At 73.2% G+C, this 19,592-nt stretch carries 23 protein-coding genes; 15 read left to right on the top strand and 8 right to left on the bottom strand.

What is annotated here, in order from left to right; genetic code table 11:
- Positions 1-197: 197 nt before the first annotated feature.
- The 8 genes from ACP6CK_RS12215 to ACP6CK_RS12180 all read left to right on the top strand — a co-directional run bounded on the left by ACP6CK_RS12215 (position 198) and on the right by ACP6CK_RS12180 (position 6,435).
- Positions 198-1,163, top strand: coding sequence for a hypothetical protein (locus ACP6CK_RS12215; protein WP_426959230.1), 966 nt, complete (start codon positions 198-200; stop codon positions 1,161-1,163).
- Positions 1,160-2,332 (top strand): hypothetical protein, encoded by a 1,173-nt coding sequence (locus ACP6CK_RS12210; RefSeq protein ID WP_426959229.1) that lies wholly within the window; start codon positions 1,160-1,162, stop codon positions 2,330-2,332. The genes ACP6CK_RS12215 and ACP6CK_RS12210 overlap by 4 nt, the downstream gene beginning before the upstream one ends.
- 25 nt (positions 2,333-2,357) lie before the next feature.
- The gene (locus ACP6CK_RS12205) at positions 2,358-3,173 is read left to right on the top strand and encodes an ABC transporter ATP-binding protein (protein WP_426959228.1); all 816 of its coding nucleotides are present in this window, start codon (positions 2,358-2,360) and stop codon (positions 3,171-3,173) included.
- Complete coding sequence (locus ACP6CK_RS12200) at positions 3,173-3,997, top strand: ABC transporter permease (RefSeq protein WP_426959226.1); 825 nt, start codon at positions 3,173-3,175, stop codon at positions 3,995-3,997. The genes ACP6CK_RS12205 and ACP6CK_RS12200 overlap by 1 nt, the downstream gene beginning before the upstream one ends.
- 78 nt (positions 3,998-4,075) lie before the next feature.
- Positions 4,076-4,537, top strand: a complete 462-nt coding sequence (locus ACP6CK_RS12195; RefSeq protein ID WP_426959224.1) for a nuclear transport factor 2 family protein — start codon at positions 4,076-4,078, stop codon at positions 4,535-4,537.
- 61 nt (positions 4,538-4,598) lie between these two features.
- Positions 4,599-5,225 (top strand): histidine phosphatase family protein, encoded by a 627-nt coding sequence (locus tag ACP6CK_RS12190; protein WP_426959223.1) that lies wholly within the window; start codon positions 4,599-4,601, stop codon positions 5,223-5,225.
- A gap of 95 nt (positions 5,226-5,320) precedes the next feature.
- Complete coding sequence (locus ACP6CK_RS12185) at positions 5,321-6,133, top strand: lipid-binding SYLF domain-containing protein (RefSeq protein ID WP_426959221.1); 813 nt, start codon at positions 5,321-5,323, stop codon at positions 6,131-6,133.
- A gap of 107 nt (positions 6,134-6,240) precedes the next feature.
- On the top strand, positions 6,241-6,435 hold the full coding sequence (locus ACP6CK_RS12180) for a hypothetical protein (protein WP_426959220.1): 195 nt from the start codon (positions 6,241-6,243) through the stop codon (positions 6,433-6,435).
- 22 nt (positions 6,436-6,457) lie between these two features.
- Here ACP6CK_RS12180 and ACP6CK_RS12175 read toward each other — a convergent pair whose 3' ends face one another.
- The gene (locus ACP6CK_RS12175; protein ID WP_426959218.1) at positions 6,458-7,306 is read right to left on the bottom strand and encodes a DUF4743 domain-containing protein; all 849 of its coding nucleotides are present in this window, start codon (positions 7,304-7,306) and stop codon (positions 6,458-6,460) included.
- Between the two features lie 162 nt (positions 7,307-7,468).
- On the opposite strand from ACP6CK_RS12175, the gene ACP6CK_RS12170 reads away from it, so the two are divergent.
- The 4 genes from ACP6CK_RS12170 to ACP6CK_RS12155 all read left to right on the top strand — a co-directional run bounded on the left by ACP6CK_RS12170 (position 7,469) and on the right by ACP6CK_RS12155 (position 11,039).
- The gene (locus ACP6CK_RS12170) at positions 7,469-9,385 is read left to right on the top strand and encodes an ABCB family ABC transporter ATP-binding protein/permease (RefSeq protein WP_426959217.1); all 1,917 of its coding nucleotides are present in this window, start codon (positions 7,469-7,471) and stop codon (positions 9,383-9,385) included.
- Positions 9,386-9,424: 39 nt separating this feature from the next.
- Complete coding sequence (locus ACP6CK_RS12165; protein WP_426959215.1) at positions 9,425-9,694, top strand: hypothetical protein; 270 nt, start codon at positions 9,425-9,427, stop codon at positions 9,692-9,694.
- A 113-nt stretch (positions 9,695-9,807) separates the two neighbouring features.
- Positions 9,808-10,104, top strand: coding sequence for a 50S ribosomal protein L28 (gene rpmB, locus ACP6CK_RS12160; RefSeq protein ID WP_426959214.1), 297 nt, complete (start codon positions 9,808-9,810; stop codon positions 10,102-10,104).
- Positions 10,105-10,271: 167 nt separating this feature from the next.
- Entirely contained in the window at positions 10,272-11,039 is a 768-nt protein-coding gene (locus tag ACP6CK_RS12155) for a sensor histidine kinase (RefSeq protein ID WP_426959213.1), read from the top strand.
- An 18-nt stretch (positions 11,040-11,057) separates the two neighbouring features.
- Here the strand turns inward: ACP6CK_RS12155 and ACP6CK_RS12150 are convergent, their stop codons facing one another.
- The 5 genes from ACP6CK_RS12150 to ACP6CK_RS12130 form a co-directional block, all read right to left on the bottom strand.
- Positions 11,058-11,936 (bottom strand): esterase-like activity of phytase family protein, encoded by an 879-nt coding sequence (locus ACP6CK_RS12150; RefSeq protein WP_426959212.1) that lies wholly within the window; start codon positions 11,934-11,936, stop codon positions 11,058-11,060.
- 304 nt (positions 11,937-12,240) lie between these two features.
- Positions 12,241-14,115: a cobaltochelatase subunit CobT gene (cobT, locus tag ACP6CK_RS12145; protein ID WP_426959211.1), complete on the bottom strand. Its 1,875-nt coding sequence runs from the start codon at positions 14,113-14,115 to the stop codon at positions 12,241-12,243.
- Positions 14,112-14,747 carry a glutathione S-transferase family protein gene (locus ACP6CK_RS12140; RefSeq protein WP_426959209.1) on the bottom strand — a complete coding sequence of 212 codons (636 nt, stop codon included), beginning with the start codon at positions 14,745-14,747 and terminating at the stop codon, positions 14,112-14,114. The genes cobT and ACP6CK_RS12140 overlap by 4 nt, the downstream gene beginning before the upstream one ends.
- Positions 14,748-14,750: 3 nt before the next feature.
- On the bottom strand, positions 14,751-15,767 hold the full coding sequence (cobS, locus tag ACP6CK_RS12135) for a cobaltochelatase subunit CobS (protein ID WP_426959208.1): 1,017 nt from the start codon (positions 15,765-15,767) through the stop codon (positions 14,751-14,753).
- A gap of 44 nt (positions 15,768-15,811) precedes the next feature.
- Complete coding sequence (locus tag ACP6CK_RS12130; RefSeq protein WP_426959207.1) at positions 15,812-16,396, bottom strand: J domain-containing protein; 585 nt, start codon at positions 16,394-16,396, stop codon at positions 15,812-15,814.
- Positions 16,397-16,487: 91 nt separating this feature from the next.
- Between ACP6CK_RS12130 and ACP6CK_RS12125 the strand changes: the two genes are divergently transcribed.
- The gene (locus ACP6CK_RS12125; protein ID WP_426959206.1) at positions 16,488-16,769 is read left to right on the top strand and encodes a BolA family protein; all 282 of its coding nucleotides are present in this window, start codon (positions 16,488-16,490) and stop codon (positions 16,767-16,769) included.
- A 10-nt stretch (positions 16,770-16,779) separates the two neighbouring features.
- On the opposite strand, the gene ACP6CK_RS12120 is transcribed toward ACP6CK_RS12125, so the two are convergent.
- Positions 16,780-17,331 (bottom strand): DUF2889 domain-containing protein, encoded by a 552-nt coding sequence (locus tag ACP6CK_RS12120; RefSeq protein ID WP_426959205.1) that lies wholly within the window; start codon positions 17,329-17,331, stop codon positions 16,780-16,782.
- A 59-nt stretch (positions 17,332-17,390) separates the two neighbouring features.
- Positions 17,391-18,302 (bottom strand): helix-turn-helix domain-containing protein, encoded by a 912-nt coding sequence (locus tag ACP6CK_RS12115; protein WP_426959204.1) that lies wholly within the window; start codon positions 18,300-18,302, stop codon positions 17,391-17,393.
- A gap of 183 nt (positions 18,303-18,485) precedes the next feature.
- Between ACP6CK_RS12115 and ACP6CK_RS12110 the strand changes: the two genes are divergently transcribed.
- Positions 18,486-19,046: a hypothetical protein gene (locus ACP6CK_RS12110; protein WP_426959203.1), complete on the top strand. Its 561-nt coding sequence runs from the start codon at positions 18,486-18,488 to the stop codon at positions 19,044-19,046.
- Positions 19,043-19,585: an OmpA family protein gene (locus tag ACP6CK_RS12105; RefSeq protein WP_426959202.1), complete on the top strand. Its 543-nt coding sequence runs from the start codon at positions 19,043-19,045 to the stop codon at positions 19,583-19,585. Before ACP6CK_RS12110 ends, ACP6CK_RS12105 begins: the two co-directional genes overlap by 4 nt.
- Positions 19,586-19,592 lie beyond the last annotated feature (7 nt).

Raw genomic sequence — 19,592 nt, 5'->3', positions numbered from 1 at the left:
CGGGGGTATCGGGCGCAGGGCCGGTCATTCCTTCCGGCGTAGCCCAGCCCCCGACAGGGTGTCCATCTCCGCCGGCGCGCCGGGGGCGGCCGGGCGGCGCCTCCGGCCGGATTCCGCAGCGTCCGCGGAGGTCCGCGGGGCGCGGCAAGGGGGCGGAGTGACGGTGCGTTAACCATCGGGCTGGCAGCTTGGCCGCGATGTCCTCCACGACCCTGCCGGCCAGAACGGCCTCCACCCTTCCCCCCTCGGTCCTTCTTCCGCGCGCGCCCCTCGCGACGCCGCCGGGGTCGCTGCTCTTCCGTCCCGGTCCGGCCCTGGGGCCGGAGGCGCACCGCATCGCCCGCGCCTTGCTGGAGGATGCGGCCCGCCACCGCGGCGGCCGCGTCATGCCCGCCGAGGACGGCGCCTGGCGGCTGGAGGGCGCGCCCCCCGTGCTGGAGGAGGCGCGCCGGGCGCTGGCCGCCGTGCTGACTGGCCGCGACGCCGCCCTGGTGACGGAGGCGGTGGCCTCCCCCGCCACGCTGGTCGCCCCGCCGGTGGGGGAGGGGCCGGAGCGGCTGCTCGCCCTGCGCCCGCTGGCCAGCCTGCTCCGGCGGCGTGCCATCCTCGGCTTCGGCGGGGGCGCCATGCCCCGGCTCGCGGGGGTGCGGCTCCACCCTTCGACTCGCGCGGTGCAGGCGGCGATCGGGCCGCGCTGGGCCGGGGCGCCCTGGCTGGATCACGCGCGCGGCCTCGTCGCGCGGCGGGCCCTGGCCGAGATGCCGTCCGCCGCCCGCGAGACCGCCCCAGTTCACCTCGACCTGCTTCCCGAGGACCTGCCGCCGCCCGAGGCGCGCGCCGCCGGGCCCATGCCCCTGCCGGTCCTGCCGCCGCGTGCCCTGGCGGAGCCGCCGCGTGGCCCCTTCGCGATCGCGGGCCTCTCGCCGGAGGCGCTGGCGCTGATGGACCCGGCCCGGCTGCCGGAGGCGGTCCTCCACCTCCGGCACGGCCCCGGCCTGATGGCGCTGCCGGACACGATCTGGGCCGCCATCGGGCCGGATCGCGTGGTGCTGGAAGGCGTGGCGGACCGCGCCGCCCTGGAATGGGGGCTGGTGCGCGGCATCGGCCGCTTCGCCGGGCCGCAGGCCGACCGCATCCTGGCCGCGGCGGGGCTACGGGCGTGAGCCTCCTGCTCGACCCGATCGCCCTCGGGCGGCCGGCCCCGCCGGCCCTCACCGGCCCGGAAGGCAGCGCGGCGGAACTCGCGGCCCTTGTCCGGGACTGCGCCGCCTCCGGCGCGGTGCGGGAGATCCTCTGGCTCCGCCTCTCCCGACTGCCACCGGGGCTGGACCGGCCGCACCACCGCCGCCTGCTGCGGGAGGCGCTGACCCTGCCGCACCACGCCCGCCGGGCCCGGCTCTTCCACCTGCCGGACGGCGACATGGTGGTGGCCACCGCCCCGCCCGACACGCTGCGCCCCACCGCCACCCGCGTGCTGGACGGCACGTTGCCGGAACCGGCGATCGCGACGCTGCTGCGCACCCTCCGGCTGCCCGAGGAGTCCGCCGCCCTGCTCGGCGCGCTCGAGGAAAGCCTGGGCCTCGCGCCCGGCCCGGCCGAGGTCCCGGAGGTGGCGGAACCGCCGGTCGACGCGGCCGCGCTGGAGGCCGTCGCCCCGGCCCTACAGCGGGCGGAGGTGACCCCCTTCCTGCGCCGCCAGCCCGTCTGCCGCCTGCCGCCGGAGGGGGAGGTGGACCTCGTGGCCGAATCGGTCGCGCCCCTGCTCGGCGCGCTGCGGACGCGACTGCTGCCGGGGCAGAGCCTCCGTCCCGTGCCGGCGCTCTCCGCCCATCTCCGGCGGCTGCTGGAAGCGAGGATGCTGGCCTGGGTGGGGCGGCCGGAATGGCGGGGCAGCCCGCGGGCGCTGCACCTGTCCGTCTCCGTCGGGACGCTCACCTCCGACGCCTTCCTGCGGCTGGACGCGGTGCTGCCGCGGGCGGTGCGGTCGCTGCTGGCGCTCGGCGTGACGGCGGCGGACGTGCTGGGGGACGCCGCGGGCTTCGCGCTGGGACGCGACCTCGCGCGCAGCCGCGGCTACCGGCTGGCGCTGGAGGCGCCGTCCGGCGCCGCGCTGGCCCTGCTGCCGCCGGAGCGGCTGGGCGTGGACCTCGTCCGCCTGGCCTGGAGCGACGCGCTGCCCGGGGATCCCGGGCCGGTCGCTGCCCTGGTGCGGGAGGGAGCGGTGCCAGTCGTTCTGACCGGCGCGGACCGCGCCGCCTCGATCGCCTGGGGATGGGAGAACGGGATCACCCTCTTCCAGGGGCGGACGATGGACCGCCGCCTGCGGCGGTGAGCTTGCCGAGGCTGCTGGCGCGGGATTGAACGCCGCGCTCCTGGCGGCGCCGCCTCGCCGGGCGTATCCCGCGTCCATGCGGCACAACCCGGACTCCGCCGCCCCCGCCATCGCGGCGGAGGGGCTGACGAAGCGCTACGGCGACACGCTGGCGGTGGACAACCTGTCCTTCACCTTGCCGCGCGGCGAGACGCACGGGCTGCTGGGCGGCAACGGCGCGGGGAAGAGCACGACCATCGCGATGCTGCTGGGGATGCTCATCCCCACGGGCGGGCGCGCGACGGTGCTCGGGCACGACATGGCGCGGGACCGCTTCGCCGCCCTCGCGCGGATGAACTTCTCCTCCCCCTATGTGGCGCTGCCGCACCGGCTGTCCGTCGCGGAGAATCTGCGGGTCTACGCGCACCTCTACGACGTGCGCGGGGCGGAGGCGCGCATCCGGGAACTGGCGGAGCAGCTCGCGCTGACCGACCTGCTGGACCGCCCGGCGGGGCAGCTCTCAGCGGGGCAGAAGACGCGGGTGGCGCTGGCGAAGTCGCTGATCAACCGGCCAGAGGTGCTGCTGCTGGACGAGCCGACGGCGAGCCTCGACCCCGACACGGCGGACTGGGTCCGCTCCTGGCTGGAGCGCTACCGGGACGAGAGCGGCTGCGCGATCCTGCTGGCTTCCCACAACATGGCGGAGGTGGAGCGGATGTGCTCCCACGTCCTCATGCTGAAGGGCGGGAAGCTCGTCGATTCCGGGTCGCCGGCGGCGCTGCTGGCGCGCTACGGGCGCGACGACCTGGAGGAGGTCTTCCTGGACATCGCGCGCAACCGCCGCGCGGCGGAGGTCGCGTGATGCGCGCCTCGGCAATGCAGGACGGGCGCGCTTCCGCGCGACGCATCTGGGGGATGATGTACCGCCACATCGCGCTGTTCCGCCGGTCCTGGCCGCGCGTGCTGGAGCTGATGTACTGGCCCGTGCTCCAGATGATCGTCTGGGGCTTCATCACTGCCTATGTGGCCGGTGTGCAGGCGAACACGGCCAGCCTTGCGGCCGGCGCGCTGCTCGGCGGCGTGCTGCTGTGGGAAGTGGCGCTGCGCAGCCAGATGGGCTTCGCCATCTCCTTCCTGGAGGAGATCTGGTCGCGCAACCTCGGCCACGTCTTCGTCTCTCCGCTGCGGCCCTGGGAGCTGGTCGCGGCGCTGGTGGGGATGAGCGCGATCCGCATGCTGACGGGCGTGCTGCCGGCGGTTCTGCTGGCCTGGCTGCTCTACGGCTTCGGGCTCTTCTCCCTGGGGCCGGTCGTGGTGCTGTTCTTCGCGGCGCTGATGATCATGGGCTGGGCGGTGGCGCTCGGCGTCACCAGCCTCATTCTGCGCCACGGCGCGGGGGCGGAGGCGCTGGCCTGGTCCGTGCTGTTCGGGCTGACGCCCTTCGCCGCCGTCTTCTATCCTGTCTCCGTCCTTCCCTCCTGGCTGCAGCCAGTCGCGCTCGCGGTGCCGGCATCCCATGTCTTCGAGGGAATGCGCGCCGCGCTGCTCGAGGGGCGGATCGCCTGGGGCCATCTCGGCTGGGCCTTCGGGCTGGACGCGATCTGGCTCGCGGCGCTGGCGCTTCTCTTCATGCGCCAGTTCCACGGGGCACGGGTGCGCGGCGCGCTGCTGAGCATCGGGGAGTAGCGACGCCTCCGGCCCGCCTTCGTGTCGCGGGCCGGGTCGGCGTAGGGTGCCGGCAGGACCATCGCCGGACCCGATGCCATGAACCCGCTGCGCCGCCTCGTTCCGTTCCTCGCCCTCCTTCCCGTCGCGGCCCCGGCCCTGGCGCAGCCGGCGCGGGACCTCGCGCAGGAGGAGCGGAACCGCCGCCTCGTGATCGACTTCTACGAGGCGGTCTTCGTCCGCCACGACCTGACCGTGGCCGAGCGCGTCCTCTCGGAGGGCTACATCCAGCACAACCCGCGCGTCCCCGATGGCCGCGCGGCCTTCGTCGCCGCCTTCACCCGGATCTTCGCCGCCAACCCCGAGGCCCGGTCCCGCATCGTGCGGAGCGCCGCGGAGGGCGACCTCGTCTACCTGCACGTCCACGCCCGGTCGAACGCCGCCGACCGGGGCCGGGCCATCGCGGATATCTTCCGCGTCGCCGGGGACCGGATCGTGGAGCACTGGGACGTCATCCAAGAGGTTCCGGAGAGCGCCGCCAACGGCAACACGATGTTCTGACGGACCGGCGGTTTCAGGCGCCGGGTCTCGCGGGAGGCGGGCAGGTGTCGTATGGGCCCCCATGACCGCGCCGACCCGAATCTTCCTCATCCGCCACGCCCTGGTGGAGGAATCCGCGCGGCTGACCGCCTATGGCTCGATGGATGTCGCGCTCTGCGAGGCGACTTTGGCGCGGGAGCGGCCGGCGCACGAATGGCTGGCCCGCCGCCTGCCGCGGGAGGCGCGCTGGTACTGCACCCCGCTCTCCCGCACCCGCGCGACCGCGATGGCGATCTTCGCGGCCGGCTACCCGGCGCAGGAGCCGATCCCGCTTCCCCACTTCATCGAGCAGCATCTCGGCGAATGGGAAGGGCTGACGCACGAGGCGTTCACCGCCGTCCTGCGCGACCCGCCGCATCCCTTCTGGAACCACGGCGCCGACGAGAAGCCGCCGGGCGGCGAGAGCCTGTCCGAGGTGGTGGCCCGCGTGGGCCCGACGCTCGAGGCGGTGGCGGCGGAGAACGAGGGGGGCGACGCGGTGATCGTGGCCCATGGCGGATCGATCCGCGCGGCGCTGGCCCATGCCTGCGGGTTCACGCCCTATCAGGCCCTCCAGTTCAGCGTGAAGAACCTTTCCCTGACCCGGCTGGAGAAGGAACGGGGCCACTGGCGTGTGGGCACCGTGAACGAGGAGCCGCCGGCCGGCTGAGGCGCTTGCCGCGAATCCGCCGCGCGATCGCCCTACCCTTGCCAGGCTGCCTGCGCTAAAGTCCACTCGCCACAAGGGGTTGGGGGAAGGACTTCATGCGGCGCTTTCAGATTTTGCTAGGCCTTTTCATGGGCCTGGCGCCGCTGGGCGCGGGGGCCCAGATGACGCAGCAGGCGCTGGTGGACCGCGCCACGCTGACCGTGCAGGAGCTGATGACCGAGCCCGACCCGGTGGGGGAGCGGGAGATCACGCGCCTGCTCGGCCGGGCCCGGGCGGTGATGATCTGCCCGCGCATCTTCCGCGCCGGCTTCATCTTCGGCGGCCAGGGCGGGGCCTGCGTGCTGACGGCGCGGGACGGGGCGGGGTCCTGGTCCTCGCCGGCCTTCTACGCGCTCGGCTCGGGCAGCGTCGGGTTCCAGATCGGCCTGCAGGACATGCAGATGATGATGCTGATCATGACGAACCGGGGCCTGACCGCCATCATGGACAGCCAGTTCAAGGTGGGGGCGGACGCCTCGATCGCGGTGGCGACGGTCGGCGCCAGCGTCGCGGGGGCCACGACGGCGGCGGTCGGGGCGGACATCGTGGCCTTCGCCCGGACCCGCGGCCTCTACGCCGGGGTCGCGCTGGACGGCACGATCATGTCCTCCCAGTCCGAGGACAATGCGGCCTATTACGGCCGCCCGCTCGCGGCGCGGCAGATCGTGGTGGACATGTCGGCGCACAACCCGGCGGCGGACCCGCTTCGGGCGGCGCTGATGCGCTACGGGGCCGGAGCCCCTTCGGCGCCTGCGATGGCCGCCGGCCCGCCGCCCGGCCCAGGCTATGCTCCCGGCCCGGGCCCGCAGGCGGGGCCGCCGATGCAGACGGCGCCGACCGGAACGGTTCGGCGGGAAACGCTGCGCTGAGCCGGCCGGGCCGGTTCTGACCGGCCCGTCCCGTGGATTCAGGGGACCGGGGGAGGGGCTGCCCTTCTCCGGTCCTTTCTCGTTGCGCCTTCTGCTAAACGCAGGCCATGAAGAGGGCCGCGGCATTCGTCATCGAGTGGGTCCTGCTGATCGTCGGCGTGGTCATCCTCTCGCCGATGGCGCTGATCCACGGGATCTTCGGCAACCCGGACCAGAACGAGCCCCCCAGCCTTCTCAGGACGCTGTGGGGCCTGGTCGGCACGGGGGGCATCCTGTGGGTCGCCTGGGCGGCCTACCGCTGAGCGCCACCCGGCGGCGCGGCCGTCAGGTCATCTGGTCCAGCCCCGCCCGCAGCGCTCCGTCCGGGTCCTGGACGAGGCCTTCCCGCAGTAAGAGGTCGATCAGGACGAGGTTCACGTTGAACTTCACGTCGCCCGTGTCCTGCACCGCCTCCAGCACGCGGGCGACGGGCCAGAGCTCGTAGCGCTCCACCTCGTCGTCGTTCGGCTTCGGCGTGACGCCCTCCGGCACGTCGAGGTCGTAGAGGTGCAGGAGGTCGCGGCGCATCCCCTCCTCGGTCCGCATGATGTAGGAGACGCGCCCCACCGGGCGGGCCTTCACGGCCAGCTCGGCGGGGAGGGAGGCCTCCTCCTCCGCCTCCTTCACGAGGCAGCGCTCGGGCGTCAGGCCTGCGGGGATGCCGCCGGCGACGATGTTGTCCATCTGCCCCGGGGCCACCGACTTGTCCTTGGACCGCCAGCCCACCCAGAGGTGCAGCCCGTCAGGCCGGCGCACCAGGCCGTTCACGTGCACGCCCTGGCTCATGATGCCCAGCGCGGGCAGGGCGCCGCGGTCCACCGTGGCCAGCACCTCGCCCTCCGGCGTGGCGCGGACGTCGAACTCCTCGCCCCGGATGCGGAGGAAGCCGCGCTTGGCGAGGCCCTGCGCCGCCTCGGCCAGGGCCGCGCTGCGGGCGCCCGCGCCGCGGATGCTGGCGGCCAGGGACACGCCCCGGGCTGAGAAATGGAAGCTTCGCGGGTTGAAGGTGAGGGCCCGGACCACGTCCGGTGCCAGCCAGCCCACCTGGGCGTCCCCGATCAGCAGCGGCTGGTAGCCGGCGGGCGAGGGAATGTTGTTGCAGGCTTCGACGTGGCGGTGGAGGCGTGGGTCCATCCGCCCATTCTGGCCCGCACCCCGGCAACCCGCCATCCGGGCGGGTGGTCGCGCGGCGACGGCGGGCCTATCTAGCGGGACCATCCCGCCGCGCGTCCGCGGCCCATCCGCGCCCCGGCCGCACCCTGCGGCCCGGGCGCGTGGCGAATCCGGAGCCCGTCCTTGTCCTCCACCACCTCTCCGCCCGCACCCCGCGCGGAATGGCGCACCCTGCGGTCGCTCGTGCCCTACCTCTGGCCGGTGGGGGAGAGGGGGCTGCGGATCCGGGTGGTCGCGGCGCTCGCCTTCCTGCTGGCCGGAAAGATCGCGAACGTCCTGGTCCCGATCGCCTATGCCCGGGCGGTGGATGCGCTGACCCCGCATGTCGGCGCCGCGGCCGGGGGGATCGCGGCGGTGGCGACGATCCCGGTCGCGCTGGTGATCGGCTACGGCCTGCTGCGCGCGGCCAGCGCGGGCTTCGGCGAGTTGCGGGACGCGGTCTTCACCCCCGTCCAGGCCCGCGCGGCCCGGCGCATCGCGCTGGAGGTCTTCACCCACCTGCACGCCCTGTCGCTCCGCTTCCACCTGGACCGGCAGACCGGCGGCCTGTCCCGCGTGATCGAGCGGGGGACGCGGGGGATCAACTTCGTCCTCGACTTCATGCTGTTCAACATCATCCCGACCATTTTCGAGATCCTGATGGTCGCGGCGATCCTGTGGGGAATGTTCGACTTCTCCTTCGCGGCGGTCACGCTCGGGACCATCGCGCTCTACGTCACCTTCACGCTCATGTTCACGAACTGGCGGCTGCAGTTCCGCCGGCGGATGAACGACACGGACCAGGAGGCGAACACCCGCGCCATCGACTCCCTGCTGAACTACGAGACGGTGAAGTATTTCGGCAACGAGCGGCACGAGCAGCGGCGCTACGACGAATCCCTCTCGCGCTACGAGAAGGCCTACACGCATTCCGAGGTGTCGCTGAACGTCCTGAACATCGGTCAGGCGACGATCATCGCGGCGGGCCTGACGGTGGTGATGCTGATGGCGGCGCGCGGCGTGGCCAACGGGACCATGTCGGTCGGCGACTTCGTGCTGGTGAACACCTACCTCATCCAGCTCTACCTGCCGCTGAACTTCCTCGGTTTCGTATACCGGGAGATGAAGCAGGGCCTGGTGGACATGGAGGCGATGTTCACCCTCATGCGCGAGAGCCGTGAGGTGGCTGACAAGCCGGGCGCGCCCGCCCTGCCGCCCGGCCCGGGCGAGGTGCGCTTCGAGGCGGTGCGCTTTGGCTACCGCCCGGACCGGGAGATCCTGCACGGCGTGGACTTCGCCGTCCCCCCCGGGAAGATGCTGGCGATCGTCGGGCCGACCGGCGCGGGCAAGTCCACCGTGTCTCGCCTGATGTTCCGCTTCTACGACGTGACCGGCGGCCGCGTCTCGATCGATGGGAATGACATCCGAGACGTCACGCAGGAGAGCGTGCGGGCCGCCATCGGCGTGGTGCCGCAGGACACGGTGCTGTTCAACGATACCATCGCCTACAACATCGCCTATGGCCGCCCCGGCGCGACCGAGGAGGAGGTGGTCGAGGCGGCGAAGCTCGCCCAGGTCCACGATTTCGTCATGCGCCTGCCGGAGGGCTACAAGACCCGCGTCGGCGAGCGCGGGCTGAAGCTCTCGGGCGGCGAGAAGCAGCGGGTGGCCATCGCCCGCACCATCCTGAAGGGACCGCGCATCCTCATCCTGGATGAGGCGACGAGCGCGCTCGACACCCGGACCGAGCAGGAGATCCAGTCCGCGCTGCGCGGCGTGGCGCGGGGGCGCACCACCCTCGTCATCGCCCACCGCCTCTCCACCGTGGTGGAGGCGGACGAGATCATCGTGTTGGTGGAGGGAGTGATCGTGGAGCGGGGGACCCACGCCGCCCTGGTCGCGGCCGGCGGGGTCTATGCCGGGATGTGGCAGCGTCAGGCCCAGGCGGTCGCGGCCGCCGAGGCCGCGGCGGCGGCGCGGGAGGCGGCCGACCTGGCCGAGCCGAGGGACGCCGCGGCGGCCCTCGCGCGGCACGGGTCTTCCGTCCCCGCCTCTGCCTGACCATCTGCGCACCCCAGGACGAAGAAGGAACCGCCACGCATGGGGCTGGACCCGCAAGGACAGGCGCCGGAGGACCTCAGCCATGCGGGCGCGGTCGCCGACAAGGCCATCGAGTACATGCTGGAGCAGGGGATCGCGCCGATCTCCATCGCCTCCGCCCTGCTGGGCGGGGCGCTGGGGCTGATGGCCCGCAGCATGGAGGACGCGGCCATCGCCAACGTCCTGCGCTCCGCCCTCATGTCCGTGGAGCGGGGCGAGCTGCAGGAGATGCGGCAGGCCGACGAGAAGGGGAACGCCCCCCGGGCCTGATCCCGCCGCGGGCTTGACGTATGGGCCGCCCTCGGGCCATACGCCGCCCTCTTCCGCCATCCACCGCCTGCACGCGCACCGCCGCGCGCGCGCGTCACTCTGGGGTTTCGAGCATGTCCCGCCGCTGCGCCATCACCGGCAAGGGCGTCCAGGCCGGCAACAATGTCAGCCACGCCAACAACAAGACCCGCCGGCGCTTCCTGCCGAACCTCCAGCAGACCTCGTTCTTCTCGGACGTGCTGGGCACGGCGATTCAGATCCGCCTCTCCACCCGCGGCATCCGCACCGTGGAGCACAATGGCGGTCTCGATTCCTTCCTGCTCGGCACCCCCGACCGGCGCCTGCCGGTGGAGGCCCAGGTCCTGAAGCGCCGGATCGAGCGGGCGAAGGCGAAGAAGGAAGCGGCCTGACGCTCCCCCGGGGCGGCTCTGCCGTCCCCTCGGGGCGGCTTCGCCGTCCCCGGCCGGTCATGCCGGGCCAAGGGATTGTTTGATGCGGCGCGGGACCTCCCGCGCCGTTTTCATGTTCAGGGCCCGGGATTCACGATTCGGCAGGTTGCGCGCGGTGAGAATGGGGCATGGAGACGCTGTCCCTGTTCCTGGTCCTGGCCGCGGTCACTGCCACCGCCGTTTTCGCCCTGCGCCTGATCCGGCAGGTCAGGGACACGGAGCTGCGGCTGGAGCGCTGCGAGGCCCAGCTTGAGGCCCGGAACCGCTGCCTCGGCCTGCTCGCGCGGGAGCTGGAGGGGCCGGGCCTGAGCCTGCTCGGCCTCGTCGGCGGGCTGGACAGGTCGCCGGCCGCCGCCGTGGAGCTTCAGGCCCGCCGCCTTCTCCGCCTCGCCGAAGAGATCAGCGACCTCGTCGCCTCCGAGCCCGGCGCCCGCCGGCTGGAGGAGCGCGCCGTCGTCCTCGGGCCCCTGTTGAAGGAGGTCATGACGGAGGTGGCGCTGCCCCTGGGAGAGACCTCCCGGCTCTGGCGCGTGTCGCCGGAGGTCGAGACCCTCACCCTGCTGGCCGATCTGCGCGCCCTGCGGCGCGCCCTGTGCCAGGCCCTGACCCGTGCGGTGCGGGAGACGGCGCTGGGCGACCTCATCGCCATCCGCCTCGTCCGCGCCGCCGAGACGGTGGCGGTGGTGATCGAGGATGAGGGTGCTGGCCTGCCCTCCGGCGATCTGGCGGGGCTGGACGGCACGCGCGGGCTCGCTTTCGGCCTCGCCTCCGCGCGGGAGCTGCTGCGGGCCCATGGCGGGGAGCTGACGCTGGAGACCGCGCCCGGGATCGGTGCCCGCACCTGGCTGACCCTGCCTCGCCGCAGGGTCCTGGAAGACCTGCGCGCCGCCGCGTGACGGTCTGAGGCCGGGCCGTCAGGCGCTGGCCTCGGGCCAGGCGAAGACCGAGAGCAGCGTCCGCTGGAGGAAGAGCGCGTTGTCGTCCGACAGCACCGCCACCAGCATCCGTCCCCCGTGGCGGAAGGCGGAGATGCCCTCCCAGTTGTCGGTCGGCAGGGGTGGTTCCAGGCGGACCAGTTCCGTGCCCTCCAGCCGGTGTGGGGCGGCCGGCAAAGGGCCGGGCAGGTGGACGATCCGGGCCGAGAAGCCGTCAGCGAAGGCGAAATGTCGCTCCAGCACGAGCGCCCCGCCATCCGGCAGGGGGCAGAGGTCGCTCGGGTCGTAGCCCTGGCCCGGTTGGTAGAGCAGGCGGCGCCAGCGCCCCGGCCCCCCGATCCATCCGATCCGCACGGAGGGATCATCCCTCGGCGCCAACCCCTCCGTGATGACGAGCCAGCGGCCGTCCGCCAGAGCGCCGAGCGCCTCCAGGCTGGCGTTCAGGGGCGCTTCGTTCAGGCCGGGCGGGGGCGGCATCACCTCGGCCGGACCGTCCAGGCGGCGGTAGCGCCAGATCCGGTGGTGCCGCTCGAAGCCGACGAGCCAGCCTCCGTCCGGCAGGGCGGCCAGGGATTCCGCGTCCCCGAGCAGACCGCGGGGAAGGGGGCGCCCCACGGGGTCGCGCAACCACCCCGAGACCGGTGTCTCCAGGCCGAGCGGCGCGCCGTTCGGGGCCAGCACCAGCCGCGCCCGGCACCAGCGGCCGAGGTCGCTGACGGCGGTCAGGGTCAGGTCGGGCGCGATGTGCAGCCCCGACAGCCCCTCGGCCCCGAGCGCCTCCGTGTCGACGTCCAGCGTGCCGAGATGCCGCAGCGGCGCGTCCGGCAACGAATCCGAGACCGTGAGGGGGACGGCCACCCGCGCGGCGCCCGGGCGCTGGCAGGCCGCGGCGCCCAACAGCGTCGCCAGCGCGGCACGACGGCCGATGCGGCGGCGTCTCAGCGGGGCGGCTCCGGAAGGGTGTTGCGCGGGTTGCTCCGGGGAGGCTTTGCCTCCCCGGGCCCCACCACCGGGGGGCTGACGAGCCCCCCGGACCCCGCGATCTGTGCGCCCGGCGGGGAAGGGGCATGAAACGGGGTCCAGGGGATCAATCCCCTGGCGGATAGGGGTCTGGGGAAAGGCGGCGCCTTTCCCCGGGGCCGCCCGCGAAACGCCCCCCGGATCACACCAGGACGGGCGCGCGCTCCGCCGCGGCGCGCTGCCAGGCGACGGCCGCGTCCTCGTCGAAGAGCTCGGCGAGCTTCTTCATCATCGTGCCGCCCAGCTCCTCCGCATCCACGATGGTGACGGCGCGGCGGTAGTAGCGGGTGACGTCGTGGCCGATGCCGATGGCGATCAGCTCCACGATGTCACGGCCCTCAATGTCGTGGATCACCTTGCGCAGGTGCCGCTCGAGGTAGTTGCCGGGGTTCACGGACAGGGTGCTGTCGTCTACCGGCGCGCCATCCGAGATGACCATCAGGATGCGGCGCTTCTCCGGGCGGGAGAGGAGGCGCTTATAGGCCCAGTCGAGCGCCTCGCCGTCGATGTTCTCCTTCAGCAGCCCTTCCCGCAGCATCAGGCCGAGGTTCTTGCGGGCGCGTCGCCAGGGAGCGTCGGCGGCCTTGTAGACGACGTGGCGGAGGTCGTTCAGGCGGCCGGGGTTGCGCGGCTTGCCGTCCTGCACCCAGCGCTCGCGCGACTGGCCGCCCTTCCAGGCGCGGGTGGTGAAGCCGAGGATCTCCACCTTCACCGCGCAGCGCTCCAGCGTGCGGGCGAGGATGTCGCAGCACATGGCCGCGACCGTGATCGGCCGCCCGCGCATCGAGCCGGAGTTGTCGATCAGCAGGGTGACGACCGTGTCGCGGAAATCCGCCTCCCGCTCCCGCTTGTAGGTGAGGGAGTGGGTGGGGGACGCGACGATACGGGCGAGGCGCGCGACGTCGAGCAGCCCCTCCTCCAGGTCGAACTCCCAGGCGCGCTGCTGCTGCGCGAGGAGGCGGCGCTGGAGGCGGTTGGCGAGCTTCGAGACGACGCCCTGCAGGTGGGAGAGCTGCTGATCGAGCTGCTGGCGCAGCCGGGATAGCTCCTCGGCGTCGCAGAGGTCTTCGGCGCCCACCTCCTCGTCGAACTGCTTGCTGTAGGCGCGGTAGAGGGAGGCGTCGTCGGTCTGGGGGACCTCCTTCCGCTGCTGTGGGCCGCCGGGGCGGTCCTCGCCCTCCGCGGCGGCGCCGTCCTCCTCCTCGTCGCCCTCTTCCTCCTCGCCGGCCTCGCCCTGGGTCTGCTCGGGCTGGGCGCCGAGGATGCTCTCGGATTCCTGGGGCTTGCTCTCACCCTCGCCGGACTGGTCCTGGGCGCCGGAGGTCTCGGTGCCCTCGTCCTCCTGGTCCTGGGATTCCTCGGACTGGGCCTCGACCTCGGCCTCGGCAAGGTCCAGGGCCGTCAGCAGCTTGCGGGCGGCCCGGCCGAAGGCGTCCTGGTCGTCGGCGGTCGTGGCCATCTCGGCCAGCGCCTCGTCCGCGCGGGGGCCGAGCGTGTCACGCCAGAGGTCGAGGACGCGGCGGGCGGCGTCGGGCACCGGCTCGCCGGTCAGGCGTTCGCGGGCCAGCAGGGACAGCGCCGCCGTCAGCGGCAGCTGGTCCTTGCGGGTCATGCGGTCGTAGCCCTCGGCCTCCGCCTGCTCCGACTGGCGGGCGCGGAGGTTGGCGGCGACGCCGGACATGACCTTGCCGCCCACGGCCTCCACGCGCGCCTGCTCCAGCGCGTCGAAGACCTCCTTTGCTTCCCGGCGGGAAGGGGTGCGGGCCTGGTGCTTCGCCTCGTCGTGGTGGCGCAGCTTCAGGGCGACGGCGTCGGCGGCGCCGCGGAGGCGGGCCATCTCGGCGGGCGGCAGGGCGCGGGTGGGCAGGGGCAGGCGGGCGCGCTTGCCCGCGAGGCCGGAGGGGCCGGGCTGGAAGGCCACCTGCACGTCGGTGGAGCGGGCCACGGCGCGCAGCGCGCCGGCGGTGGCGCGCTTGAACTCTTCCTGCCGGGTGGTGTCCTTGTTGCTGCCGCTCATGGTGGGGCACTCCCCTTTTCGAAGGCGCGCTGGCGCGCGGGGCGGGCGTTCAGGGCGTCGATGTAGCGGGCGACGTTGCCTTCCGGCGTGAGCATCCCCCACTGCGCCACCCAGGCGAGAAGCCCGCCGATGGTGATGTCGGCCGCGGTGAAGCGGTCCCCCAGCAGCCAGGGCCCCTTGCCGAGCGCGGCCTGGATGCGGGCGACGCCGTCCTCGAAGGGCGGCCAGCCGACGGCGCTGGCGGAGGCCACGCGGCCCCGCGGAAAGGCCTTGTCGGCGATGGCCGGTTCCAGCACGCCAGGACCATAGGCGAGCCAGGTGTGGTAGGCGGCGCGCTGCGGGTCCCCGAGCGCGGGGGCGAGGCCGGCCCCTGGCAGCGCGTCGGCGACATAGGCCGTGACCGCCGCCGCCTCCGTCACCACGACGCCGTTCCAGTCACCGGCCGGGCCACGATCCACCAGGGCGGGCATCTTCCCGGCCGGGTTCACGGCCAGGTATTCCGGACGCTTCTGCGTGCCGGCCTGCAGGTCGTGCCAGTGGAGCTCGTAATCCGCGCCCGCTTCCTCCAGCAGCCAGAGGCTGCCGAGGGAGCGGGAGTTCGGGGCGTGGTGAAGAAGGAAGCGCGGCGCCACGGGCTACCGCTTGACGTAGAGACCCGTCGGGATCTCCTCGTTGAAGCAGCGCTGGTAGTACTCGGCCACCGTGCTGCGCTCGGCCTCGTCGCACTTGTTCAGGAAGGTCAGGCGGAAGGCGAAGCCGACGTCGCCGAAGATCTTCGCGTTCTCCGCCCAGGTGATGACGGTGCGCGGCGACATGACGGTGGAGATGTCGCCCGCGATGAAGCCGGCGCGGGTCAGGTCGGCCAGGGCGACCATCGCCTCCACCTGCTTGCGGCCCTTCGTGTCGTTCTCGGCGATGTTCAGCTTCGCCATGACGATGCTCGTCTCTTGCTGGTGCGGCAGGTAGTTGAGCGTCGCGACGATGTTCCAGCGGTCCATCTGACCCTGGTTGATCTGCTGCGTGCCGTGATAGAGGCCGGTCGTGTCGCCCAGGCCCACCGTGTTGGCGGTGGAGAAGAGGCGGAAGGCCGGGTGCGGGCGGATGACGCGGTTCTGGTCGAGCAGGGTGAGCTTGCCCTCGACCTCCAGCACGCGCTGGATGACGAACATCACGTCCGGGCGGCCGGCGTCGTACTCGTCGAACACCATGGCGCAGGGGTGCTGCAGGGCCCAGGGAAGGATGCCTTCCTTGAACTCCGTCACCTGCTTGCCGTCCTTCAGCACGATCGCGTCCTTGCCGACGAGGTCGATGCGGGAGATGTGGCTGTCCAGGTTCACGCGCAGGCAGGGCCAGTTCAGCCGCGCCGCCACCTGCTCGATATGCGTGGACTTGCCGGTGCCGTGATAGCCCTGGACCATGACGCGGCGGTTGAAGGCGAAGCCCGCCAGGATGGCCAGCGTCGTGTCGCGGTCGAAGCGGTAGGCGCTGTCGACCTCCGGCACGTGCTCCGTGCGATGGGAGTAGCCGGGCACGACCATGTCGGTCTCGATCCCGAAGACCTCGCGCACGTTCACCTGCACGTCGGGGACGTCGATGGCGCTGGTCGGGCGGCTATCGGCGAGGTTGGCGACCTTGTTCGCGGGAGGGTTCATGAGGGGTCCGGTTCCGTCACTCGATCTCGGCCGCGCGCGGGGCGTCAGGCGGCCTGGCTGGGTTGAAGGGTGGCCAGCCGCTTGCGGATGAGGCTGTAGGCGCGGTTGATGTCCTTCAGCCGCTCTTCCGCCGACTTGTCGCCGCCGTTCACGTCGGGGTGGTAGCGCTTGGCGAGGTCCTTGTAACGGGCGCGCAGCCCGTCCTCGTCGATCGGCCAGCCCAGTCCCAGAACGTCCAGCGCCGCGCGCAGTTCCGGCGGAGCTTCCTTGGCGGTCTTCTTCGGCGTCGGCTTCGTGTCGGCGAAGAGGCCCAGCGGGTCGCGGATCGTGTCCGGCCCGAAGGGCGCGGCCTGCCCCAGGCGGCCGAGCGGCCAGGTCGGGCGCTGCCAGCCGGAATCCTCGCGCAGGTTCTGCTCGATCTCCTCGGGCGACATGCCGCGGTAGAAGTCCCAGGCCTGATTGTAGGCCCGGACGTGCTCGAGGCAGAAGTGATAGTAGTCCCGCAGGCGGGAACGATCCCGGGGTGCACGGAACTCGCCCGGCGCCTCGCAGCCCGGCGCGTCGCAGAGCTTGGCGGAAGAACCGGGAACGGAGGAGGATCGGAGGGGCGGTGTGCCGCGTCGGGCCATGATGGGGACCTTATGAGCGCCCCGGGGCGTGCGGGCAAGGCGCTAAACGACGCTTCACACCCGTGCCCAAGGCATGGAAAACGCTTGACTCATGAGCCAGACTCCTGACCGCGCCAGCCGCATCCGCCTCACCCTCTCCCATGCCTTCCCGGGCGCGGAGGTGGAGGTGCGCGACGACAGCGCCCAGCACGCCGGCCACGCTGGCGCCCGCCCGGGCGGAGAGACGCACTACACCGTGCGCATGGTGGCGCCGGGTTTCGCGGGCATGACGCGGCTGGCCCGCTCCCGCGCGGTTCACGCGGCGCTGGGCGCGGAATTCGGCACCGGGCTGCACGCGCTCGCGCTCGAGTTGCGGGCGCCGGGGGAGGGGTGATCCCGCCGTCTCAGACGGGCTCCCGGCCCCAGCGGTCCAGCACCACGGGGCTATCGGGCGCGTAGGCGTAGCAGGTTCCGATCATCCGGTTGCGGGCGGCCCGGCGGGCCTCCTCGTCGTTCTTCTCGCGCCGGGCACGGACGGAATAGACCGTCTGGAACGCGACGGTCGCCATCTGCCCCAGCATCTCCCGCAGATGGGTGCAGCCGGCGGTTCCGCCAACGCGCTCCTTCACGGCGCGGGTGAAGCCGGGCCCGATGCGGATGCCGGCCAGGGCCGCGAAGTTCGGCGCAGCGCCCGGGCAGATCGCGTAGGGCGAGAAATCCGTGACCGCCTCGCAGCCATGGATCATCAGATCCTCGTCCACCGTCAGGCGCAGCCACATGCCGTGCAGCGCCTCGCCCGGCTGGATCGTGCCGCGATCCTGGTTGCCGAAAGGATAGGTCTTCGTGTCGGTCAGGTGCCCCTCGATGTCGAAGAGGCCGTCCTTGCGCCGGTAGCCCCGCATGATCAGGTCGCGGTGGTGCAGGTCTTCGCGCTCGGCGGGGGGCGACAGAGGCATGATGCAGCGCAACATAGGCGCTGCGCGGCCGCGCGGCCAGGGCGACCGATCGGTCGGTCCTAGATTGCCCTCCGGCGCAGCGCCGAGGGCGTGACGCCGAAGGCGAGCCGGAAGCGGCGGGTGAAGGCGGTGTGGCTCGCGAAGCCCAGCGACTGTCCGACGAGATTCACCGGCCGGTCGGTCTGGCGCAGAAGGTCCCGCGCGACCTCCAGCCGGCGCCGCATCCGGTAGGCGGCCGGCGTTTCACCGAAGGCGGCGCGGAAGCTCCGCAGCAGATGGAAGCGGGACAGGCAGGCGACGGCGGAGAGCTCCCCCAGCCCGGCTTCGCGCGAGAGGTCGTCGTCGATGTGCTCGCGGGCGCGCAGGACCCGGCGCAGCAGTTCCTCCCGCACGGCGGGGCTCGCGGCGGGAAGGCCGTCCAGGGCGGGGAGCAGGCCGGCGACGCGGGCGACGACGTGGCGGGCGGCCTCGATCAGGCACTCCTCCGCTCGCGCCATCTCGCCCTCCGCCAGGGCGGTGCGCGATGCGGCGAGGGCCCGGATTGCCTCGGGCCCGGCGCGCAGCGGGGCGAGGGGGAGGGAGGCCGTCCGCGCGGGCCTCGCGGGCTCGGGGTCGGCGCCGGGCTCCTGCAGCAGGTCCTGCCGCAGCGGCGCCGGGTAGTAGGCGGAGAAGGTCTCGGTCGGCTCCGCGATCTCGCTCCCGTACACGAGGCCGTGCGGGACGAGCAGCACCTGGCCGGGGCGCACCACGAGGCGCCGTCCGCCGAAGGCGAATCGCTCCGTGCCGCGGAACACCGTCTTGATCGTCAGCGGGCCCCCGTGCGGCGCCACCGTCTCGCGGCCGGTCTCGTAGTGATAGACGCGCAGGCGGCTATCGAAGCGCGCGGCCTGCCGCCGGCGCTCCGGCTCGGGCAGGCGGTCCATGTGGACGGTCTCGCGCTCGTAATCCAGACCGGTCGCCGTTCCCTCCATTCCCACCTCTCGCCCCGGCGCAGGGCGCCGATCTGTCCCTGACGCCAACGCCCATCCTGCGTCCGGGGCGGCGCGCGCCGAAGCGGGCGGGGGCCGAATAGCAATCCCGGCACAGCCGCCGGCCCTGCAAGGCGTCGCATCACGGGCAGACATAGGCGCCTCCACCACGATGGAGCGACGAGGATGCGACCATTCCTCACTCTGCTGGCCCTGGCCGCGGCGATCGCCGGACCGGCGGCCGCGCAGCAGACTCATGTCACGCCGGGTGGCACGACGGTGCTCGTCTTCCCGCCCGGCACGGCCGTCCCCGGCGGCGGTGCGCCGTCCGCAGCGCCCGCCCCCGCGCCGGGCACGCCGCTGCGCGCGACGGCGAGCATCGTCGGCCCCGGCAACAATGGCCGGACCCAGGTGACGGCGGAGGTGCTGTCGCTGACCCGGGAGGCCCGGACGCTGATGCTGCGCGTGCGGATGCTGAATGAGGGCGGGGTGAACGCCAACTCGGTGGCGATGCACCTCGCACTGTCCGAGGCATCCATCGTGGACCCGACAACCCAGCGCCGGGCGGGGGTGATGAAGGCGCCGAGCGGCGCCGTCCTCGCCACCGACATGGCGGCCAGCGGCGTGCCCGCGGGCGGCCAGCGCGAGCTCTTCGTCCAGTTCCCCGAGCCGCCGCCGAACGTGACCCGGGTGAACCTCTACCTCCGCGGCTTCCCGCCGATCATGGACGTGCCGATCCAGCCATGAGGGCGCTGGTCCCGATCGCCTCGCTCGCCGCGCTGCTGGCGGGCGGTGCCGGTCCCCTCCCGCCGGCGCCCGCCATCGAGCCCGCCCAGGGCGGCTGGGAAGGGCTGAGCGGCCGGGTCACGGAGCTGGAGGCCGCGATGGCGGCCCTCGGCGCCCGGGAGGAGGGCCAGGAGATCGTCGTGGACCTCCCGGCCGACATCCTCTTCGATTTCGATCGGCACGAGATCCGCCCCGACGCGGCCGGGAGCCTGGAGCGGCTGCGCCGGATCATCGCGGCCCAGCCCGGGGGCGGGCGCGTGCGGATCGAGGGCCACACGGATTCGGTGGGCAGCGATGCCTACAACCAGCGCCTGTCCGAGCGGCGCGCCGGGGCGGTGCGGGCCTGGCTGGCCGCGCGCGGCGTGGCCGGCGCCCGCATGACCGCCCTCGGCTTCGGGGAAGCCCGGCCGGTCGCGCCCAACGCCCATTCCGACGGCCGCGACGACCCGGAGGGGCGGCAGCGGAACCGACGCGTGCAGGTGCGGATCGCGCGGGGTTAGGCCCCGG

Origin of the sequence: Muricoccus radiodurans, assembly GCF_050154705.1 — a bacterium.
Taxonomy (GTDB): Bacteria; Pseudomonadota; Alphaproteobacteria; order Acetobacterales; family Acetobacteraceae; genus Roseomonas; species Roseomonas radiodurans.
Note: the sequence above shows the minus strand (reverse complement) of the source record. Positions and strands in the feature narration are given on the sequence as shown.